Raw genomic sequence first — 17523 nt, 5'->3', positions numbered from 1 at the left:
ATACAAGATTTAACTGAATTTTTTTGAAATCTGTAATATATTTTTTTTCTTGGTGTTACAATTTTTTCACTTGAAATATATGTCGGACGATGTTTAAATTAAAATCGTGAGTATAAAATTTACTAATGATGAAACGTTTTCATAATGAGTGAATTTAATTAGATAAAATCGAGCGGTTTGTGGAATGATCCACACAACTACCAAGAGAAAAAGGGGCGAAAGACTAGATGTCAAAAATCATCGCGATTAACGCAGGAAGCTCTTCGTTAAAGTTCCAATTATTTGAAATGCCAAGTGAAACAGTATTAACAAAAGGTTTAGTAGAACGTATCGGTTTAGAAGATAGTATCTTCACAATTACTGTAAATGGCGAAAAACAAAAAGAAATTACAAGCATCCCAGATCATGCAGTAGCAGTTAACATGCTTCTTAAGAAATTAACTGAAAACGGAATCGTAAAATCTCTTGATGAGATTGGCGGTATCGGTCACCGTGTTGTACACGGCGGCGAAAAATTTGCTGATTCTGTTTTAATTGATGCTGAAGTATTAGCTGATATCGAAGAATTAAGCGATTTAGCACCACTTCACAACCCAGCAAACCTTGTTGGTATTAAAGCATTCCAAGAAGTACTACCAAACGTACCAGCAGTAGCAGTATTCGATACAGCATTCCACCAAACAATGCCGGAATCTGCATTCCTATACAGCTTACCATATGAGTACTATGAGAAATTTGGCATCCGTAAATACGGTTTCCACGGAACTTCTCATAAATATGTAACTGAGCGTGCGGCTGAATTATTAGGTCGTCCAATTGAAAGCTTAAGCCTACTTTCTTGTCACTTAGGTAACGGTGCAAGTATCGCAGCAGTAGAAGGCGGTAAGTCTATCGATACTTCTATGGGCTTCACTCCACTTGCTGGTGTAACAATGGGTACACGTTCTGGTAACATTGACCCTGCGTTAATTCCATACATCATGGAAAAAACAGGCCAAACTGTAGAAGAAGTAGTTAGCGTATTAAACAAGAAGAGTGGTATGTTAGGTCTTACTGGTTACTCTAGTGACCTACGTGACATCATTGCGAAAGAAGAAGAAGGCGACCACCGTGCGAAAGTAGCACTTGATGTATTCGTAAGCCGTATCCACAAATACATCGGTTCTTACACTGCTCGTATGAAAGGTGTAGACGCAATCATCTTCACAGCTGGTGTAGGTGAAAACAGTGCAATTATTCGTGAGCGCGTATTAGAAGGCCTTGAGTACATGGGCGTATACTTCGACGTAAAACGTAATAATGTATTCGGTGAAGAAGCATTCATCAGCTTCCCGCACTCTCCAGTAAAAATTATCGTAATTCCAACTGACGAAGAAGTTATGATCGCTCGTGACGTACTACGTCTTGGAGATATTGGTTAATATACTATATGAAAAGAAAGACGAGATCCTATAGGATTTCGTCTTTTTTCTTTTGGATATATTTCAAAATTCCATCCGGATATAGTAATTTTTCTTTTTGAATGAATGCAGTGAGGGAAATCCATTTTGCATATGACAGTGTTTGTTCATCTGGGATATTCAGTATTTCCATTTCATATAGTGACATGTCTAATAAGCGTAAAGAATATAGCTGAATGATTTCATGACCAATTTCTCCATCAAGATGAAAGATGTTTTCTAAGCAGCCTAAATAATTGGTGATTTCCACTTCTGTGTGAAGCTCTTCTTGAAATTCGCGAATAACAGTATGTGCTGATTTTTCACCAAGTTCAATTGATCCGCCAAGAGGTCGGTAATATGTTTCATCGCCTGTATGATATTCTTGTACGAGAAGGCGACCGTGATGTATAGCAATGCCAAAAGCTTTTGCACGTGGATACATATATAATCACTCCTTATTTATTTTGTATAAGGATGATTATAAGGCAGGGTGTGATAACAGGTGACGTGTATTTAAGCGTTTGGCCGAATTGTGATGCCATTAAATAAGTCATTCCAAAATGCTTCATTGTACTGGTATACATCCATAATAGGGCATTTTATAACACAAATATTGTGTAATCCCCAATCTTCTTGGACGATAGTTGGTACATCGGCAGGAAGTAGTAAAAGGACGGAGAAGTTATGTTTGACCATTTGAGATAAAATTTGTTCAAGAGAAAGTGCTTCTTCATATGTTCCTCCAGTCCGAATAAATAATATTGATTCTTCCATTTCAATTGTAGTTAGAAAACGATTAATCCGATGCTCATAATTTAATTTAATATCTGTATAGGAAGGCCAAGAAGTTGGTGTGTTTACATCGGTTTTAAAATCATGGCAGGAGTCGATTTCATAAAGATTGTCTCTTAGTCGTAACTTAGCATCATCATCCCAAAATGAGATGAAAGACAAATTTTCTAATTCTAAAAAACGGTGAAAGCGATTTTGTAATAATAAATTTACTTTCTCTAATGAAGGACTTAGCATAAAATCAATAACACCAAAAAATGGTGATAATTCGAATTGAAATAATGCTCAAGCAGGCCAACAGTTTTGTCCTAAGCTGAATACTGCATTATAATTTTGTTTTATATTGGATAAATTCATGTGAGGCATCTCATCCTTTTTGCTAATATTTTATGTCATTAAAAAATGGTATGTGAATAGAGATAGACAAGCATATTTGCAAAGAACAAGCGGAAATATGTTACAATAGGAAAAAATCGAACGAGGTGGTTGTTGTGATGCGATCGAAGCGAGAACAAGCCATTTTAGAAAATATAAAAGAGTGGGAAGGGCAATTAGTAGAGCAAGAAGCGACCGATTTTCAAAAGATGTTTGATAAGTGGTTGCATACTACAGTTGCAAAACTACCTGAGAAAAAACGAAAAGACTTTTTTACGAAAGCAGATGGATGGCTCTTTCATTTGCATGCACTTATTCAAAGTTCACAATCACAGTTAGATGCACGTAATCGTATTTTAGGAACATCGAGATTATTTGATGAATCAATTGAGCAACTTGAAGATTTGAAGGCGTTATCTATTGATCAATTAACATACATAGCAGAGCAGCAAACAGCACGTCATCGTCTATATTCATTCGTACAAGGCGGAGCAACAGGTGCTGGCGGTTTATTATTATTAACGGCTGATTTTCCGGTTATGATTGCGTTAAATGTGAAGGCTGTACAACTTATTGCGACATCATTTGGGCATGATGTGAACAAGCCGTATGAAATGATGCTTGCGTTAAAGGTATTCCATGCAGCATTATTGCCGGCGAGACTTCAGCAATACGCATGGTACAATTTACTGAGAGAACTTGAGCAAGAAGATTCATTCTTTTATGAAGGAGACGAAGAGGTGTTAAAGCCAGCTTCTACTGAGGTTGTGTTAAAACAAATTTTGAAGACATTTTCGATTTATGCTCTCCGTCGTAAATTATTCCAAGGCATTCCTGTACTTGGAATGGCAATTGGCTCTACAGTGAACTACCGCTTAACGAGGAATGTTACTGAATTTGCAAATAAGTTTTATCAAGTACGCTACATATTAGAAAAAGAAAAGAGAGCATGAAAAAAAGCGAGAGGCCGAAGCCTTTCGCTTTTTAGTTTGTCGCATGTTTTTTGGATATTGGAATAGAAACGGGTTGCTTTGCTGCTTTCTTTTCTGTTTTTGGATAGTAAATTAAATCCAATGTTTTTGCCTGTACGGCAATCGAAAGAATAGTAAAAGCAATTTCTGTCCAATTTAAATAATATAATGAAAGCGCAAGAACAATCGCGTCAAAGACGAAGAAAATTTGCCCAATTGTAAACCGAGTTCGTTTACTTAATATAATTGTTAAAATATCGTCTCCACCGGTTGCACCGCCAAATCGCAATATAAAACCGAGTCCAATACCAGCTAACGCACCGCCAACTACTGCAGCTACAAATAAATTATTTGATAAATCTACCGTAAAAGGAGAATAATTTTCCATAAGGGAATAAAATACTCCGAATGAAAGTGAACCTAAGAATGAATAGCCAACCATTTTTCTACCTAAAAATGAAGCACATAGTAAAATAATAGGGATATCCATTACTACAGTTGAAATAGATGGTGAAATATCATAAAAATTTTGGATGAATAGTGCAATACCTACAAAGCCACCTTCTGTTAAGTGGTTTTGGAAGTGAATGTGATATAGCGCTGCTGCTAATATAAATGAACCGATTAAAACCATAAAAACTTCTTTAATAATTTGTCGACTTTGGATGTTCCTCATCGTTATTCCTTCTTTCCGTAGTTAGTAGTCCTTTGGTGTTGTAAACTAACTACGAGCTCACATGTAGCTTTCAGTTAGTTTACGAAAAAAACTAACTACGCTATATGTCGCTGAAGAAATAACGAATAATCCTCTCGTCCATCAATTCTCCCTACCTTCGTTTTAGTTTAAGTCTTAAAGCGACTAAACAAAACGGGGAGTAGGATTCTTCATTTAGCAATCCTGCTCTTCTTTGTTTTGTTTAGCTAGTAACAATTAAGTCCTAAACAAAACGCTATGTGTAAGAAGAGTCTTTTTTTTGCCAAATTATCCTTCGGGCAATCATAATTTCCCCACTCTCGTATTTTTTTCGCTAGACTAAAGTATCTGAGCTGAAAAATACGCTACGTGTATGATTCGTCAATACGATGCCACATGCTCCTTCGAGCGATCATGATATCAAAATCCCTTCCTTCAAGATTTATATTATTATATCATACTTTCAAAAAATACATGCGGATGGAAACCGACAATAACCGAAGAGAATCTACAAAAAATGTTATGTTTAAATATTTTTGTAGAAAAGCCTAAGTTATTTCGTAGAACTGGACAACTTTTAGAAGTTTGTCCAATAAGTAAGAAAAGAAGGGTTTTTATTCAATTGTATTGTTCTCATCACTTTTATCTTTAAAAAATGCATCCCAGCTAATGATACTTAAAAAAGTTAAAGCGATAATAATGAAAGCTCGCATAAGTTTGAGACCTCCTTTTGTACATAGTATATGAATAATCTGTTTCGGAATGTGTCATTTTTTTACAAGCTCTAACTATTATGAGAGTATATTAATATAGATAGATGAGGGGGAGAATGGAGATATGCTAAAAGACATGTTTAAAAGAAAAGAATTAAAATGTGTTTCATGTCAGAAAAAGATTCAATATGAAGAAGAGCTAGTTGCTTTTGTGAAGTTGCCGAAAGAAAGAAGTGTATTAGTAGGCCCGTTTGATGTATGTTTAGCAAAAACGGCGCAAGAAATATATTGCAAAGCTTGTTACGACAAAAAAGCATGACCCGAATTAATTGAGGGGCATGCTTTTTTCATTGGTGTGCTTTTCCCTCAGATACGTTTTGGGTTAGACGATACCAAAGCCAAAGATCGTTAATAATTGAAGCAAGATCGGCAATTTCTGAATTTAGCTTGCAAGAAATTTCGAAGTCTTCTTCGTTATTTAAGTGGTGTTGTTTAGCGTTAATATGGTGCTCAAGTTCCTTTATACGATCAGGTATTTTTCCGCGAACTTGCTCCCATTTTAATAAAATAGAATGCTGCGCTTGTTCAGAGATGTCTTCCCATTTTTTTTGTATGTTCGGTACTTCAATTCCTAGATGTTCATTGTATATAAAATACTTTTTCATAGACACCCCTCCATTTTCCTTCCTCTATTTTACATAAAAAAAGAAAGAAGTTCGACGAAATTGTTTGAAAAAATTTTATAAATTCCCCTTGATTCATTTTATGAAAGGTGATAAAGTTTGGATTATTATAAGTAAAGATGAATATTTATTCTTTAGGGGGATGCAAAATGGAGAAGAAAAAAGTTGTATTAGCATATTCCGGAGGTCTTGATACTTCCGTTGCAATTAAATGGTTACAAGAGAAGAATTATGATATTATCGCGCTTTGCTTAGATCTAGGGGAAGGTAAAGACTTAGCGTTTGTAAAAGAAAAAGCACTTTCAGTAGGTGCAATTAAATCATATATGATTGATGTTCAAGAAGAATATGCGAATGAATATGCATTGATAGCGATGCAAGCTCACACGTTATACGAAGGGAAATATCCTCTTGTCTCTGCATTATCTCGTCCGCTTATTGCAAAAAAATTAGTAGAAATTGCAGAGCAGGAAGGCGCAAGTGCAGTTGCACATGGATGTACAGGGAAAGGGAATGACCAAGTTCGTTTTGAAGTTTCTATTCAAGCGTTGAATCCATATTTAGAAGTTATTGCGCCTGTACGTGAATGGAAATGGTCACGTGAAGAAGAAATTGCATATGCAAAAGAAAATGATATACCGATTCCAATTAATTTAGATAGCCCGTTTTCAATCGATCAAAACTTATGGGGACGCAGCAACGAATGTGGAATTTTAGAAGATCCATGGGCAGCGCCGCCAGAAGAAGCATACGAGATGACATTAGCATTAGAAGATACACCGAATAAACCAGAGTTTGTAGAAATCGGATTTGAAGCAGGAGTACCGACGACTTTAAACGGCACTGCATATTCACTTTCAGAACTAATTAAAACGTTAAATGCACTTGCTGGCAAACATGGCGTTGGACGTATCGACCATGTAGAAAATCGCCTTGTCGGTATTAAATCTCGTGAAGTATATGAATGCCCAGCAGCAATGACATTAATAACAGCGCATAAAGAACTTGAAGATTTAACACTTGTGAAAGAGGTCGCTCATTTCAAACCGATGATTGAGCAAAAACTAACAGAATTAATTTATAACGGTTTATGGTTCTCACCTTTAAAACAAGCGCTCAATGCTTTCTTACAAGAAACGCAAAAAAATGTAACAGGTACAGTACGTGTGAAATTATTTAAAGGTCATGCGATTGTAGAAGGGCGTAAATCTGAGTATTCTTTATACGATGAAAAATTAGCAACGTATACTGCCCAGGATGAATTTAATCATGATGCAGCAGTTGGATTCATTTCATTATTCGGTTTACCTACGAAAGTATACAGTCAAGTGAATCAAAAGAAGGTGGAAGCGTGAGCAAACTTTGGGGCGGACGTTTTACAGAAGAAGCGGAAGCGTGGGTAGAAGAATTCGGAGCTTCTATTTCCTTTGATAAGCAATTGGTTAGCCAAGATATAAAAGGGAGTATCGCACACGTAACGATGCTAGCAAAGCAAGGCATCGTTACGAAAGAAGAAGCTGAGAAAATAAAGATAGGGCTTCAATATTTACTAGAGGAAGCGAAACAAAATAAATTGAATTTCTCAGTCGAGGCTGAGGACATTCATTTAAATATTGAAAAAATGTTAATTGAAAGAATCGGTGAAGTAGGAGGGAAACTTCATACAGGCCGAAGCCGTAACGATCAAGTAGCGACAGATATGCATTTGTATTTAAAAGAAAAAGTAGAAGATATTATAAAAGCTACAAAACAATTGCAAACTGTTCTTGTTCATCAAGCGGAAAATAACATTGAAACAATTATGCCCGGCTATACGCACTTGCAACGTGCACAGCCGATTTCATTTGCGCATCATATTCTTGCTTACTTTTGGATGTTAGAGCGCGATGTGAATCGTTATGAAGATTCGTTAAAGCGTATTAACATTTCACCATTAGGAGCAGGAGCACTAGCTGGTACAACATTCCCGATTGACCGAGAATATAGTGCGGAGCTTCTTGGATTTAATGGAATCTATGAAAATAGTTTAGATGCGGTAAGTGATCGTGATTTCATACTGGAGTTTTTAAGTAACTCATCTATGCTTATGATGCACTTATCACGCTTTTGCGAAGAACTTATTTTATGGAGTAGTCAAGAATTTCAATTTATTGAAATGAGCGATCAATACGCAACTGGAAGCAGTATTATGCCGCAGAAGAAAAATCCGGATATGGCGGAACTTATTCGTGGTAAAACGGGCAGAGTATACGGTAATTTATTCAGTTTACTTACAGTAATGAAAGGATTGCCGCTCGCTTACAATAAAGACTTACAAGAAGATAAAGAAGGAATGTTTGATACAGTGAAAACAGTTGAAGGATGCCTTCATATTATGGCAGGCATGCTTGAAACGATGACTGTAAACAAAGAAAAAATGGGGCAAGCTGTGACGCAAGACTTCTCTAACGCAACAGAAATTGCCGACTATTTAGCAAGCAAGGGAATGCCGTTCCGTCAAGCTCATGAAATTGTCGGGAAACTAGTTCTTCATTGTACGCAAAAAGGAATCTATTTATTAGATGTACCACTTGAAACGTATAAAGAAATGAGTCCGTTATTTGAAGAAGATTTATATGAAGTTCTTTCACCTTATGCAGCTGTAAAGCGTCGTAACAGTGCTGGTGGGACAGGGTTTGAGCAAATTGAAAAAGCTTTGGAGAAAGCGAAGGGGTTAGCAATAGAGTTTGTTGGAAGTTAAATGATATATGATATAGAAGGTAAGGTGCTTTTTTAGAAAGTACCTTACCTTTTTGTATGGATTTAATTAAGCCTAGAACAATATGTTCTAGGCTTAAAGCTTCATTGATTAATCATACTTGTGTCGATCTTCCGTAATCCGAATGTATTCAATATCCATTAAATCTCGAAGCAATGCACCGTGACTTAGTTCAACACCATGTTTTTCTTTAAAATGCTCGCGAATCGTATTTAACATTTCGAGTTCTGTATCGTTCACATCTAAAATAATACGTTCATAATCATCCATGTAGCATCCTCCTTTTCTAAACACATATATTTTGTCCGTCTATTTCTAAAAAATGTATTTAAACTATTAAAGCATTTATATACAGTATCAAACACAAAACATTGATATGGTGTACCCTTTACCTTTGTTTCTTTATTTATGATAAATACGGTCAAAAATCTGTATATAAGGGGAGTTTAATTGAAGAATGATTTTTAAATTTTTTATGGTTTCAGAACCCCTAACCAGTTAGGAAGTCTAGACACTGTTGTTGAGGATATTGATTCATCGCTAATTGGAGGAAAGTAAAAAGTCTAGTTCTTTTTTTATGTTATTCTGGTAAAATTGGGCTAACATCATATGAAAATACTTTAGGAGGAATTACAAATTGAAAGTGGTTTTAGAATTTTTAAAAAAGAGATGGAAATATGTACTAACAGCATTGATTGCTCTTAGTATTGGAGTTGCAGTTGGTCCTTCACAAGAGCAAATTGATGATGCGAATGCTAGAGTAGATGAATATAAAAAACAACTGTCTGCTAAAACAGAAACCGTAGCGAGCCTTGAAACAAAAAATAAAGATTTACAAGCGAAAGTAGATGAAGCAGCTCCATGGTTTAAAATGCAAGATGAGCAGAAGCAAAAAGAGGCTGAAGAGCAACGTTTAGCGGCAGAAAAAGCAAAACAAGAAGCAGATGCAGCCGCAGCCGCTAAAGCGGACGCAAAAGCAGCAGAACAATCACAAGAGCAAATGACAGTTGATAAAGTGAAAGAAATTATTGAGTATTATTCTATTGGAGGAAATGACAAATTAAATAACGTTTCTGTTGAAAATGGTGAAATAAAAGCAACTATTGTATTAGCACCCAACGAATTATTTTCTGCTAAGGATATGGCAGTTAATGGATACAGTAAATTATCAGATGAGTTATTAAACCATAAAGGTTGGCAAATATTAAATGTTACATATACTAATATAGGAAGTATTAGTATGAATCGTAATGAAAAGGAAACAAATGAGTTTGGTGATTATTTCCCGACACTTGAAATTGAGAAAAGATTAAAATGATAAAATAAGCATCCTTATAGGGCACATAGCCATCAAGTTAAGGAAATGAATAAAATCCGAAAATGGGTTATCCTTCCATATGTGTTGTGTGGAAGGATAACCCATTTTGTGTCTAAACTCAACGATACTACACAGGAAGAATTACATATATTAGGTGGAGAATTTAGAAGAGAAGAGGAAGATCCGATTGAAGAAGAAGTGAGAGAACAAGAGAGTAAGAGAATAGAAGAAGACATAAAGAAACTTGGCGAACAAAAGTGGTATTTAAAATCAAAAATTATATATGTTCTTTGCTTCATTACGCCGCCAATCGGTTATGTGTATGTTTTCTTACTTCGTAAAAAAATGACAGAAGATGCAAAGCAAACGTACTTAACTGTTGCGACGATAATGATGGCGCTATGGTCTTTGAAATTCCTTCCGCCGTATGTGTTGGCAGGTACCGTTGTTGTTGTAGCTTGTCTTGTATTTATAGTGAAGTTTGTGAAATGAAAAACACCAAGCCCATATGGACTTGGTGTTTTAATTATAAATTAAAGATCACCTTGCTCCTCATCACCACGAACAACAAGGACATCGCATTTCGCATAGCGAATAATATGTTCAGAGACGCTACCAATTAGGAAACGTTCTACAGCATTTAAACCAGTTGCACCACACATAATTAAATCCACTTTATGGTTTGGAGCGATTTCTTTTGAAATTTTAGATTTAGGATTACCAAATTCTAATACAGTTTCCACTTTTTCAAGACCAGCTTCAAGCGCAGTTTTTTTGTAGTCTTCTAATAAGTCTTCTGCAAATAGATTTGCACGTTCAGCAATTGCGCGGCTATAAGCCTCTACTGCTGAGTATGCTTTTACATCAACGATATGAGCAATTGTTAATGTTGCGTTGTTTCGTTTTGCAACTTGAATTGCTTTTTTAAAGGCTTTTTCTGCTTCTTTAGAACCGTCCACCGCAATTAAAATATTTGTATATGTATTATTCATAGTAAATTCCTCCCAATCATTTTTATTACCGTTTACAACTTTATTATAAAACAAATTTTGGTAATGTGCTTGTCGGAAACGTTACAGAATTTTGAAAACTTTGCCTTAATTCATTTTAGTTGTAATTGAAGCGAGAACTTGTTACATATGGAGTATAGCAATTTAAAAGGAGGCATGTTTGTGAGACACGCGCTCATTACAGCCGGTACGAAAGGTTTAGGAAAGCAAGTAACAGAAAAGTTATTGGATAAAGGATATTCAGTAACAGTAACATATCATAGCGATACAAGTGCTATGGAAACAATGAAAGAAACATATAAAAATATGGAAGAACGTCTACAGTTCGTGCAAGCTGATGTCACGAAAAAGGAAGATTTACATAAAATAGTAGAAGAAGCGATGAGCCGTTTTGGCAAAATTGACTTCTTAATTAATAATGCTGGTCCTTACGTATTTGAAAGGAAAAAATTAGTCGATTACGAAGAAGACGAATGGAATGAAATGATCCAGGGTAATTTAACAGCGGTGTTTCATTTATTAAAACTTGTCGTACCGATTATGAGAAACCAGCAATTTGGCCGTATTATTAACTATGGATTTCAAGGGGCAGATAGCGCGCCTGGATGGATTTATCGTTCAGCCTTTGCAGCTGCGAAAGTCGGACTTGTTTCTTTAACGAAAACAGTCGCATACGAAGAAGCTGAATACGGTATTACTGCGAATATGGTATGTCCTGGTGATATAATTGGTGAAATGAAAGAGGCAACGATTGAAGAAGCACGAAATCTGAAAGGTAGTAACACACCAATTGGTAGATCTGGAACAGGGGAAGATATCGCAAGAACCATTTCGTTTTTATGTGAGGACGATTCTGATATGATTACTGGCACGATTATTGAAGTAACAGGCGCTGTTGATGTTATTCATAGACATCGATAGAATTAAATAAAGTGAAGTTTCGAATAATTGGACAGTTTATCCTTTATACTGAGAGGTACGGATAATACTGTCCTTTCATGTAAGATTAAATCTATCGGAAAACTTGTATTATTTTTTGTCAAATATTGAGATATTATGTTAGAATATAAGAGTATAGAAAGCGCTTTAAAAAAATGATTCAGGGGTCATTTCATAACTCAAGGGGGAACTAATAATGCGTATCGGTATTCCAACAGAAATTAAAAACAATGAAAACCGCGTGGCAATGACGCCAGCGGGAGCTGTACATTTAGTACAAAATGGTCATGAAGTTTTTGTTCAAAAAGGATCAGGTGTAGGATCAGGCTTTACAGATGAAGAATACGTACAAGCTGGTGCGAAACTTGTTGAAACTGCTGAAGAAGCATGGAATCAAGATATGGTTATGAAGGTAAAAGAGCCAGTTGAAAGTGAATACGGTTATTTCCGCGAAGGTTTAATTTTATTCACATACTTACACTTAGCTCCAGAGCCAGAATTAACGAAAGCATTAATTGATAACAAAGTGGTATCAATTGCATACGAAACAGTACAATTAGACAATCGTTCTTTACCATTACTTGCACCAATGAGTGAAGTTGCAGGTCGTATGTCTGCGCAAATCGGTGCACAGTTCCTTGAGAAAAACAAAGGCGGAAAAGGTATTTTACTTGCAGGTGTTCCAGGGGTGAAACGCGGTAAAGTAACGATTATCGGCGGTGGTCAAGCTGGTACAAACGCAGCGAAAATTGCAGTAGGTTTAGGTGCAGATGTAACAATCATCGACTTAAGTGCAGAACGTCTTCGTCAATTAGATGACATTTTCGGAAACCAAGTAAAAACGTTAATATCTAACCCGTATAACATTGCAGAAGCTGTAAGAGAATCTGATCTTGTAATCGGTGCAGTATTAATCCCAGGTGCAAAAGCGCCAAAACTTGTAACAGAAGAAATGATTCAATCAATGGAACCAGGTTCTGTCGTTGTAGATATCGCGATTGATCAAGGTGGTATTTTCGAAACAACTGACCGTATTACAACTCATGACAACCCAACTTATGAGAAACATGGTGTTGTTCATTATGCAGTTGCAAATATGCCAGGTGCGGTGCCACGTACATCAACTCTTGCATTAACAAACGTAACAGTACCATATGCAGTACAAATTGCTAACAAAGGCTACAAAGAAGCTTGCCTAGGCAACACTGCATTATTAAAAGGTATTAACACATTAGATGGCTACGTAACATTCGAAGCAGTTGCAGAAGCGCACAGCTTACAATATGCAGATGCAAAAGAGCTTCTTGAAAAAGCTCCTGCTTTATCATAATAGAAATACATGTAAGCCCCTCCTTTTGTAAGGAGGGGCTTTTTATTTAGGCTAATTGTCTAGTTTCTTTACAATTCTTAATCCGAACATCATTGTAAAGAAAAGAATACCAAACAAATAATACAAGGCATACTCAACTCGTATCATCGAATTTTTGTCAGTGATATATAAAATAAATAGTATCGCAGAACCGATTAAATGAGAGAGGCCGAAAATTTGCGCCATAAGTTTTAAACTCATCTTCTCGATTCTTTCATCCATCTCAGGTAATGGATATTTCTCGGAATCGTGCTTCTTTTTCTTAAAGAATATTCGTTTCACTATGAATAGTATTAAGGCTAAGAGTATGTATACGCCAGTGAATAGAAGGACAGAACTAATCTTTTCTTCATCATTACTATTGAAATAAAGAAAAGTTGAACCTAACAATAAAATGGTAAGATGCGAAATGAACTCTTGATTAAAAGTATTTTTCATTCTTTTTCCTCCCCAGTTTTATCTAATTGAAATAAATCTTCTACTTTACAGTTGAAAAACTCACATAATTTCAATGCTAATTCTAAACTCGGGTTGTATTTATTCTTCTCGATAGCGATGAGGGATTGTCTAGTGATTTGAACAGAGGAAGCTAATTGTTCTTGGGTGATGTCTCTAACGACGCGGAATTGTTTCACCTTATTTTTAATCAAATATACAAAGTCTCCTTTTTGTAAATTTGTTACAGTTATTATATCCATTTTTAGGTAATAAGTAAATAAAACTTTACAAAAAGTAAACAAAACTTTACGTGAAATATAGCTTGTTATGATGTTGTTTTTTGTGATAATTTGGAATTAAATGAAAAATGAAAGTCGATAGAGGAGATTCAATGGGGAGCAAAAAGAGTAAGAAAAAGCAAGCTAAAAGACAAAAGTATATAAAGAAAAAACAGGAACAGAACGTACCTCTTTCAAAAAAAGTAGTCATTATGATAGAAAAAACATTTCGGTATATTTGTATGTTCTTGTATGTGATTTTTTGCGTGTTTTTATGTGGGATGGTTAAAAATTTTGGGATAACCCCTAATGTTATTGAAGGTATTTTTGGCGTTACACTTGTTATGGTAGAAGGATTCTTATTCTTTATATTATTTGATAAAGTGTGGCCTAGTCATGAAAGTAAAAAAGATAGAAAAAGAAGAAAAAAATCTTCATCCGATTCAAGCTCATCAAGCGGATTTGGTGATTACAGTAGCAACGATTGTAGCAGCTCAAGTGATGGTGGAGGAGATTGCGGAGGTGGTGGAGACTAAATTAGTTTTTCAGAAGAACGACTAATGAAAGGGCGGGACGAAAGATGGAAACTGTAAATTTATTAGAATTAACAAAGGACATTCAAGAACAACATAAAAACTTCGTCGTTTCAAATGTAAATAATCATTGCTTACGAATCGCCGTATTTACTGGTGAATATGATTGGCACTATCATTCTAATTCGGATGAATTATTTATTGTGCTAGAGGGAGAACTACTTATCGATTTTGAAGATGGAGAGACGGCGGTTTTAAAGCCAAATGATTCTATCTTAATTCCAGCATGCACGATCCATAGAACGAGAGCATTCAAGAGAACGGTAAATCTTTGTTTTGAAAATATAGAGGCTGATACGATTAAAGTGGAGCAATTATGAAAAAATTATCTGTAGCCCAGTATAGAAAAACCCTTCCGATTTTAGAAGGTCATACAAGGACAACAACCTTTGCTTATGCGGTATGTGATCAAATGATAGATGGTGAAGTTTTTGCAAACGAGAAGTTAACAGCAGGACTAATTCGTACAGCTAATGGTATCTATTATTTATTTGGTGATACGGATGATCAAAATTATAACGAATATTTATTTGCGTATTTAAAAATGGCTATTGAAAAAACAGAGAAGAGATTTACATTGTTCACTTCGAGTGACGAGTGGGAAATGATGTTAGAAGAGCGTTTTAGTAATGCATTTCGGAACATCCCACGAATGACATTTCAATTTCAAAGAGAAGTTTTTGAAGATAGAAAAATAGAATTAAACAAAAATACATATGAAATTAAACGTATTGATAAAAGTGATATAGAACGAAGTAATGAATTTACAGAGGATTATTACAAAGAATATTGGGGATCAAAAGACGTGTTTTTAAATAACGGCTTTGGTTTTTGTATAGAACAAGATGGGATGATTGTAGCCGAATGCGTCTCAATATTTAGAGGGAATGGTTTTGCTGAAATTGATATTGCAACACATGAAGCACATCAAGGGAAAGGGTTAGCTCAAGCTGTCGCAACACGTTTCATTGAACAGTGTATACAAAATCATATTACACCATGCTGGGATTGTAATGTAGATAATATTCCCTCGCAAAAATTAGCTAGTAAATTAAGCTACCATAATCCAGTAGAATATGTTTTGTTTGTCCGCAAGAAAATGGGGGAATAAAAGATGAACGTAGAATTAACAAGATTCAAAGTCAAGCCAGGTAAAAGTCATCGCGTAGATGAATGGATGCAGCTTCTTAATGATAATATGAAAGAAGTGCTTTTGACATTAAACGACGAAAAGATGTATGTAGAGACAATTTTCCGGGAAATAAGAGATGGAGAAGAGTACTTATATTGGTATTCTGTGCAAGGAGAAGGCGGGGCTCTTGTCGAAAATTCTCATCATGAAATTGATAAAAAGCACTTAGCGTTTTGGTATGAATGTATTGATGAAGAAACACCGTCTGTTGATATGAAAACAGAAGTTGTTATGATTCAAGATGTTGTGAAGGAAGTAATGAAATAATAGAATAGTATGTTGGAGAGAAGCGCATCAAAATAGATGTGCTTTTTATTTTGAAAAAAATTTTAAAGAAAAGCTGTATACATTTTACGCTCTCAAACGTTGAGTATATAGAAAGGAGAGCAGAATGAGCCATGATACGTTTGAATCATTATTAATAGAGAAATCAAAAGCTGTGTTTGGATACTTAATTAAGATTGGAGCAGATAGAAAAGAAGCGGAAGATATTGTGCAAGATACGTTGTATAAGGCTTTATTGCTTATGGAGGAAATATCATTAGAGCATTTAACACCGTGGCTATTTAGAGTTGCGATCAATCAGCACCGAGATTTACACCGAAAAGAAAAAAGACTAAATCCAATTGCGATTGAATCGGTCGTTCTTATTGGTCAAAAGTCATTAGATGAAGTGCTTTTAACAAGTGAACTGCAAGGAGAAGTACAAGAAATACTGGAGACGATGACGGAGGATTATCGTCATATTTTACTGTTGAAATATGAATATGAACTATCTTATAAGGAAATTGCCATTTTATTAAGTATGAAAGAAGAAACAGTGAAAACAAGTTTGTACCGTGCAAGAAATCAATTTAAAAAATTGTATAGGAGGAGAAATGATGAGTCGGAAGGACTTTGATTTGAATATGGATGATAAGCAGATGAAGACTTTGATGAAGAGAGCGAAAAGGAAACAGTTTTGGAGAAACCTAGTACTTTCAGTAGTTGTGACATTAGTCTTGATTATAGGTAGTATGAGTTTGTTAATTTATTTTAATGAAAAGAATAAGCGAGAAATGGATCAGAGAGTATATTTATATCACAGTGTTCAAGGCCCTAATATTATTTTTAATGGACATACAAAACTAAGTATGGGAATAGCTAGCGGTACAATGATGTACAGTTCCTATAAAAACATTCAAGGACAACCAGTTAAATGGATTGATGAAATTTATGAGTATTCGATCTTTGGTTATAGTCAAATAAATTATAATGGAAATACAGGTTTAGATGAAGAAAAGATAAATAAACAATCAGAATTTGAGACAAGACAAGATTACAATAGACAGACAATGCAAAGAGAAATGCGGTTTTATTTACCTTTTGTAAAGTATTTAAACTATGTGAATGATTTAGAGAGAATTAGTGAATTGCAGAATAAAGTTGCAGAGGTAGCGCTATCTTTTGATAAGGCATATACAGCGGAAGAAGTAGTGAAAATGCTTCCTGAAGGAATACGACCTGTGTGGCTTTGGGTAGATACATATGATGAAACGAAATCAGAGACGTATACAGGACTAGCAGATCCTGAAACCGGAGCGGTGTTAAATGCAGAGGTATCAATGAACATTTTTGGTTTTGAGGGTAGTTATGCTGATAAGAAGGAAGACGAGTACAAGGATATTGAAGGGAACTCAATGGGGTTTCTTGGATCTATGAAATCTTTAAGTGAAAATAAAGGGGGATTTCAAGAGTATTTTAGGACAAACTATAATGAAATAAAAAACATCAAACCAAAAGACCTACCAATATACGGTGTAGTTGTAACAGGGAAAACAGAGGATTTACAAAGTTTACAAGGAGTACCATATATTAAGGCGGCTGTAAGAGGCGTAACAGTTGAGAAATATTGATTACAATTAATTAATGTGAATAATCAGAAAATTTATGTTATAATATGGGAAAAGGAGGTTTAT

General features: G+C 35.3%; 20 protein-coding genes and 3 pseudogenes. 15 read left to right on the top strand and 8 right to left on the bottom strand.

Features of this window, described 5'->3' with window-relative positions; all coding sequences use genetic code 11:
• Window positions 1–227 precede the first annotated feature (227 nt).
• The gene (ackA, locus tag AB3X49_RS03055; RefSeq protein ID WP_367960436.1) at window positions 228–1421 is read left to right on the top strand and encodes an acetate kinase; all 1194 of its coding nucleotides are present in this window, start codon (window positions 228–230) and stop codon (window positions 1419–1421) included.
• Window positions 1422–1449: 28 nt separating this feature from the next.
• On the opposite strand, the gene AB3X49_RS03050 is transcribed toward ackA, so the two are convergent.
• Window positions 1450–1884 carry an NUDIX hydrolase gene (locus tag AB3X49_RS03050; RefSeq protein WP_002088982.1) on the bottom strand — a complete coding sequence of 145 codons (435 nt, stop codon included), beginning with the start codon at window positions 1882–1884 and terminating at the stop codon, window positions 1450–1452.
• 71 nt (window positions 1885–1955) lie between these two features.
• Window positions 1956–2591: pseudogene (locus AB3X49_RS03045) on the bottom strand (DUF1796 family putative cysteine peptidase).
• A 137-nt stretch (window positions 2592–2728) separates the two neighbouring features.
• Between AB3X49_RS03045 and AB3X49_RS03040 the strand changes: the two are divergent.
• Window positions 2729–3562: an EcsC family protein gene (locus AB3X49_RS03040; protein ID WP_002112252.1), complete on the top strand. Its 834-nt coding sequence runs from the start codon at window positions 2729–2731 to the stop codon at window positions 3560–3562.
• Between the two features lie 31 nt (window positions 3563–3593).
• Here the strand turns inward: AB3X49_RS03040 and AB3X49_RS03035 are convergent, their stop codons facing one another.
• Window positions 3594–4256, bottom strand: coding sequence for a YitT family protein (locus AB3X49_RS03035; protein WP_002015542.1), 663 nt, complete (start codon window positions 4254–4256; stop codon window positions 3594–3596).
• An 855-nt stretch (window positions 4257–5111) separates the two neighbouring features.
• Between AB3X49_RS03035 and AB3X49_RS03030 the strand changes: the two genes are divergently transcribed.
• Window positions 5112–5306 (top strand): hypothetical protein, encoded by a 195-nt coding sequence (locus tag AB3X49_RS03030; protein ID WP_002015541.1) that lies wholly within the window; start codon window positions 5112–5114, stop codon window positions 5304–5306.
• A gap of 28 nt (window positions 5307–5334) precedes the next feature.
• Here the strand turns inward: AB3X49_RS03030 and AB3X49_RS03025 are convergent, their stop codons facing one another.
• On the bottom strand, window positions 5335–5652 hold the full coding sequence (locus AB3X49_RS03025; RefSeq protein ID WP_002015540.1) for a hypothetical protein: 318 nt from the start codon (window positions 5650–5652) through the stop codon (window positions 5335–5337).
• A 167-nt stretch (window positions 5653–5819) separates the two neighbouring features.
• On the opposite strand from AB3X49_RS03025, the gene AB3X49_RS03020 reads away from it, so the two are divergent.
• Both AB3X49_RS03020 and argH read left to right on the top strand, forming a co-directional pair.
• A complete protein-coding gene (locus AB3X49_RS03020; protein ID WP_002129394.1) occupies window positions 5820–7025 on the top strand; it encodes an argininosuccinate synthase in 1206 nt (401 codons plus the stop codon).
• Window positions 7022–8410, top strand: coding sequence for an argininosuccinate lyase (argH, locus tag AB3X49_RS03015; protein ID WP_367960433.1), 1389 nt, complete (start codon window positions 7022–7024; stop codon window positions 8408–8410). Before AB3X49_RS03020 ends, argH begins: the two co-directional genes overlap by 4 nt.
• A 108-nt stretch (window positions 8411–8518) precedes the next feature.
• On the opposite strand, the gene AB3X49_RS03010 is transcribed toward argH, so the two are convergent.
• A complete protein-coding gene (locus tag AB3X49_RS03010) occupies window positions 8519–8698 on the bottom strand; it encodes a ProA domain protein (protein WP_113935729.1) in 180 nt (59 codons plus the stop codon).
• Window positions 8699–9407: 709 nt separating this feature from the next.
• On the opposite strand from AB3X49_RS03010, the pseudogene AB3X49_RS23160 reads away from it, so the two are divergent.
• Window positions 9408–9746, top strand: a pseudogene (locus AB3X49_RS23160) (hypothetical protein); the annotation flags it as partial.
• Window positions 9747–9905: 159 nt separating this feature from the next.
• A pseudogene (locus AB3X49_RS03000) lies at window positions 9906–10238 on the top strand (hypothetical protein); the annotation flags it as partial.
• A 41-nt stretch (window positions 10239–10279) separates the two neighbouring features.
• On the opposite strand, the gene AB3X49_RS02995 reads toward AB3X49_RS03000, so the two are convergent.
• The gene (locus tag AB3X49_RS02995; protein WP_001066676.1) at window positions 10280–10738 is read right to left on the bottom strand and encodes a universal stress protein; all 459 of its coding nucleotides are present in this window, start codon (window positions 10736–10738) and stop codon (window positions 10280–10282) included.
• A gap of 147 nt (window positions 10739–10885) precedes the next feature.
• On the opposite strand from AB3X49_RS02995, the gene AB3X49_RS02990 reads away from it, so the two are divergent.
• On the top strand, window positions 10886–11677 hold the full coding sequence (locus tag AB3X49_RS02990) for an SDR family oxidoreductase (RefSeq protein WP_002015530.1): 792 nt from the start codon (window positions 10886–10888) through the stop codon (window positions 11675–11677).
• A gap of 214 nt (window positions 11678–11891) precedes the next feature.
• Complete coding sequence (ald, locus tag AB3X49_RS02985) at window positions 11892–13025, top strand: alanine dehydrogenase (protein WP_367960428.1); 1134 nt, start codon at window positions 11892–11894, stop codon at window positions 13023–13025.
• A gap of 51 nt (window positions 13026–13076) precedes the next feature.
• On the opposite strand, the gene AB3X49_RS02980 is transcribed toward ald, so the two are convergent.
• Window positions 13077–13502, bottom strand: a complete 426-nt coding sequence (locus tag AB3X49_RS02980; RefSeq protein ID WP_012261815.1) for a hypothetical protein — start codon at window positions 13500–13502, stop codon at window positions 13077–13079.
• Window positions 13499–13762 (bottom strand): helix-turn-helix transcriptional regulator, encoded by a 264-nt coding sequence (locus tag AB3X49_RS02975; protein WP_002008700.1) that lies wholly within the window; start codon window positions 13760–13762, stop codon window positions 13499–13501. The genes AB3X49_RS02980 and AB3X49_RS02975 overlap by 4 nt, the downstream gene beginning before the upstream one ends.
• A gap of 131 nt (window positions 13763–13893) precedes the next feature.
• Between AB3X49_RS02975 and AB3X49_RS02970 the strand changes: the two genes are divergently transcribed.
• From AB3X49_RS02970 to AB3X49_RS02945, 6 genes are all read left to right on the top strand, one after another.
• A complete protein-coding gene (locus AB3X49_RS02970; RefSeq protein ID WP_367960426.1) occupies window positions 13894–14316 on the top strand; it encodes a hypothetical protein in 423 nt (140 codons plus the stop codon).
• Window positions 14317–14360: 44 nt separating this feature from the next.
• On the top strand, window positions 14361–14693 hold the full coding sequence (locus tag AB3X49_RS02965; RefSeq protein WP_002129379.1) for a cupin domain-containing protein: 333 nt from the start codon (window positions 14361–14363) through the stop codon (window positions 14691–14693).
• On the top strand, window positions 14690–15484 hold the full coding sequence (locus tag AB3X49_RS02960) for a GNAT family N-acetyltransferase (protein WP_367960424.1): 795 nt from the start codon (window positions 14690–14692) through the stop codon (window positions 15482–15484). Before AB3X49_RS02965 ends, AB3X49_RS02960 begins: the two co-directional genes overlap by 4 nt.
• Before the next feature lie 3 nt (window positions 15485–15487).
• Complete coding sequence (locus tag AB3X49_RS02955; RefSeq protein WP_002034307.1) at window positions 15488–15832, top strand: DUF6176 family protein; 345 nt, start codon at window positions 15488–15490, stop codon at window positions 15830–15832.
• A 124-nt stretch (window positions 15833–15956) separates the two neighbouring features.
• Window positions 15957–16466: an RNA polymerase sigma factor gene (locus tag AB3X49_RS02950; protein ID WP_016102969.1), complete on the top strand. Its 510-nt coding sequence runs from the start codon at window positions 15957–15959 to the stop codon at window positions 16464–16466.
• A complete protein-coding gene (locus AB3X49_RS02945) occupies window positions 16447–17460 on the top strand; it encodes an anti-sigma factor (RefSeq protein WP_367960421.1) in 1014 nt (337 codons plus the stop codon). The genes AB3X49_RS02950 and AB3X49_RS02945 overlap by 20 nt, the downstream gene beginning before the upstream one ends.
• Window positions 17461–17523: the final 63 nt, after the last annotated feature.

It is taken from the genome of Bacillus sp. C30, assembly GCF_040838255.1.
Classification (GTDB): domain Bacteria; phylum Bacillota; class Bacilli; order Bacillales; family Bacillaceae_G; genus Bacillus_A; species Bacillus_A mycoides.
The sequence above is the reverse complement of the archived record's forward strand: the minus strand, read 5'-3'. Positions and strand labels throughout refer to the sequence as shown.

Bases quoted from the DNA above. Each gene is read 5' to 3' on its own strand.
- AB3X49_RS02945 (WP_367960421.1), top strand. From the start codon at position 16,447: ATGAGTCGGAAGGACTTTGATTTGAATATGGATGATAAGCAGATGAAG.
- AB3X49_RS03025 (WP_002015540.1), bottom strand. From the start codon at position 5,652: ATGAAAAAGTATTTTATATACAATGAACATCTAGGAATTGAAGTACCG.
- AB3X49_RS03050 (WP_002088982.1), bottom strand. From the start codon at position 1,884: ATGTATCCACGTGCAAAAGCTTTTGGCATTGCTATACATCACGGTCGC.
- AB3X49_RS02965 (WP_002129379.1), top strand. From the start codon at position 14,361: ATGGAAACTGTAAATTTATTAGAATTAACAAAGGACATTCAAGAACAA.
- AB3X49_RS02995 (WP_001066676.1), bottom strand. From the start codon at position 10,738: ATGAATAATACATATACAAATATTTTAATTGCGGTGGACGGTTCTAAA.
- AB3X49_RS02950 (WP_016102969.1), top strand. From the start codon at position 15,957: ATGAGCCATGATACGTTTGAATCATTATTAATAGAGAAATCAAAAGCT.
- ackA (WP_367960436.1), top strand. From the start codon at position 228: ATGTCAAAAATCATCGCGATTAACGCAGGAAGCTCTTCGTTAAAGTTC.
- AB3X49_RS02970 (WP_367960426.1), top strand. From the start codon at position 13,894: ATGGGGAGCAAAAAGAGTAAGAAAAAGCAAGCTAAAAGACAAAAGTAT.
- AB3X49_RS03020 (WP_002129394.1), top strand. From the start codon at position 5,820: ATGGAGAAGAAAAAAGTTGTATTAGCATATTCCGGAGGTCTTGATACT.
- ald (WP_367960428.1), top strand. From the start codon at position 11,892: ATGCGTATCGGTATTCCAACAGAAATTAAAAACAATGAAAACCGCGTG.
- AB3X49_RS03035 (WP_002015542.1), bottom strand. From the start codon at position 4,256: ATGAGGAACATCCAAAGTCGACAAATTATTAAAGAAGTTTTTATGGTT.
- AB3X49_RS02990 (WP_002015530.1), top strand. From the start codon at position 10,886: ATGGAGTATAGCAATTTAAAAGGAGGCATGTTTGTGAGACACGCGCTC.
- AB3X49_RS02980 (WP_012261815.1), bottom strand. From the start codon at position 13,502: ATGAAAAATACTTTTAATCAAGAGTTCATTTCGCATCTTACCATTTTA.
- AB3X49_RS02955 (WP_002034307.1), top strand. From the start codon at position 15,488: ATGAACGTAGAATTAACAAGATTCAAAGTCAAGCCAGGTAAAAGTCAT.
- AB3X49_RS02960 (WP_367960424.1), top strand. From the start codon at position 14,690: ATGAAAAAATTATCTGTAGCCCAGTATAGAAAAACCCTTCCGATTTTA.
- AB3X49_RS03010 (WP_113935729.1), bottom strand. From the start codon at position 8,698: ATGGATGATTATGAACGTATTATTTTAGATGTGAACGATACAGAACTC.
- AB3X49_RS03030 (WP_002015541.1), top strand. From the start codon at position 5,112: ATGCTAAAAGACATGTTTAAAAGAAAAGAATTAAAATGTGTTTCATGT.
- AB3X49_RS02975 (WP_002008700.1), bottom strand. From the start codon at position 13,762: ATGGATATAATAACTGTAACAAATTTACAAAAAGGAGACTTTGTATAT.
- AB3X49_RS03040 (WP_002112252.1), top strand. From the start codon at position 2,729: ATGCGATCGAAGCGAGAACAAGCCATTTTAGAAAATATAAAAGAGTGG.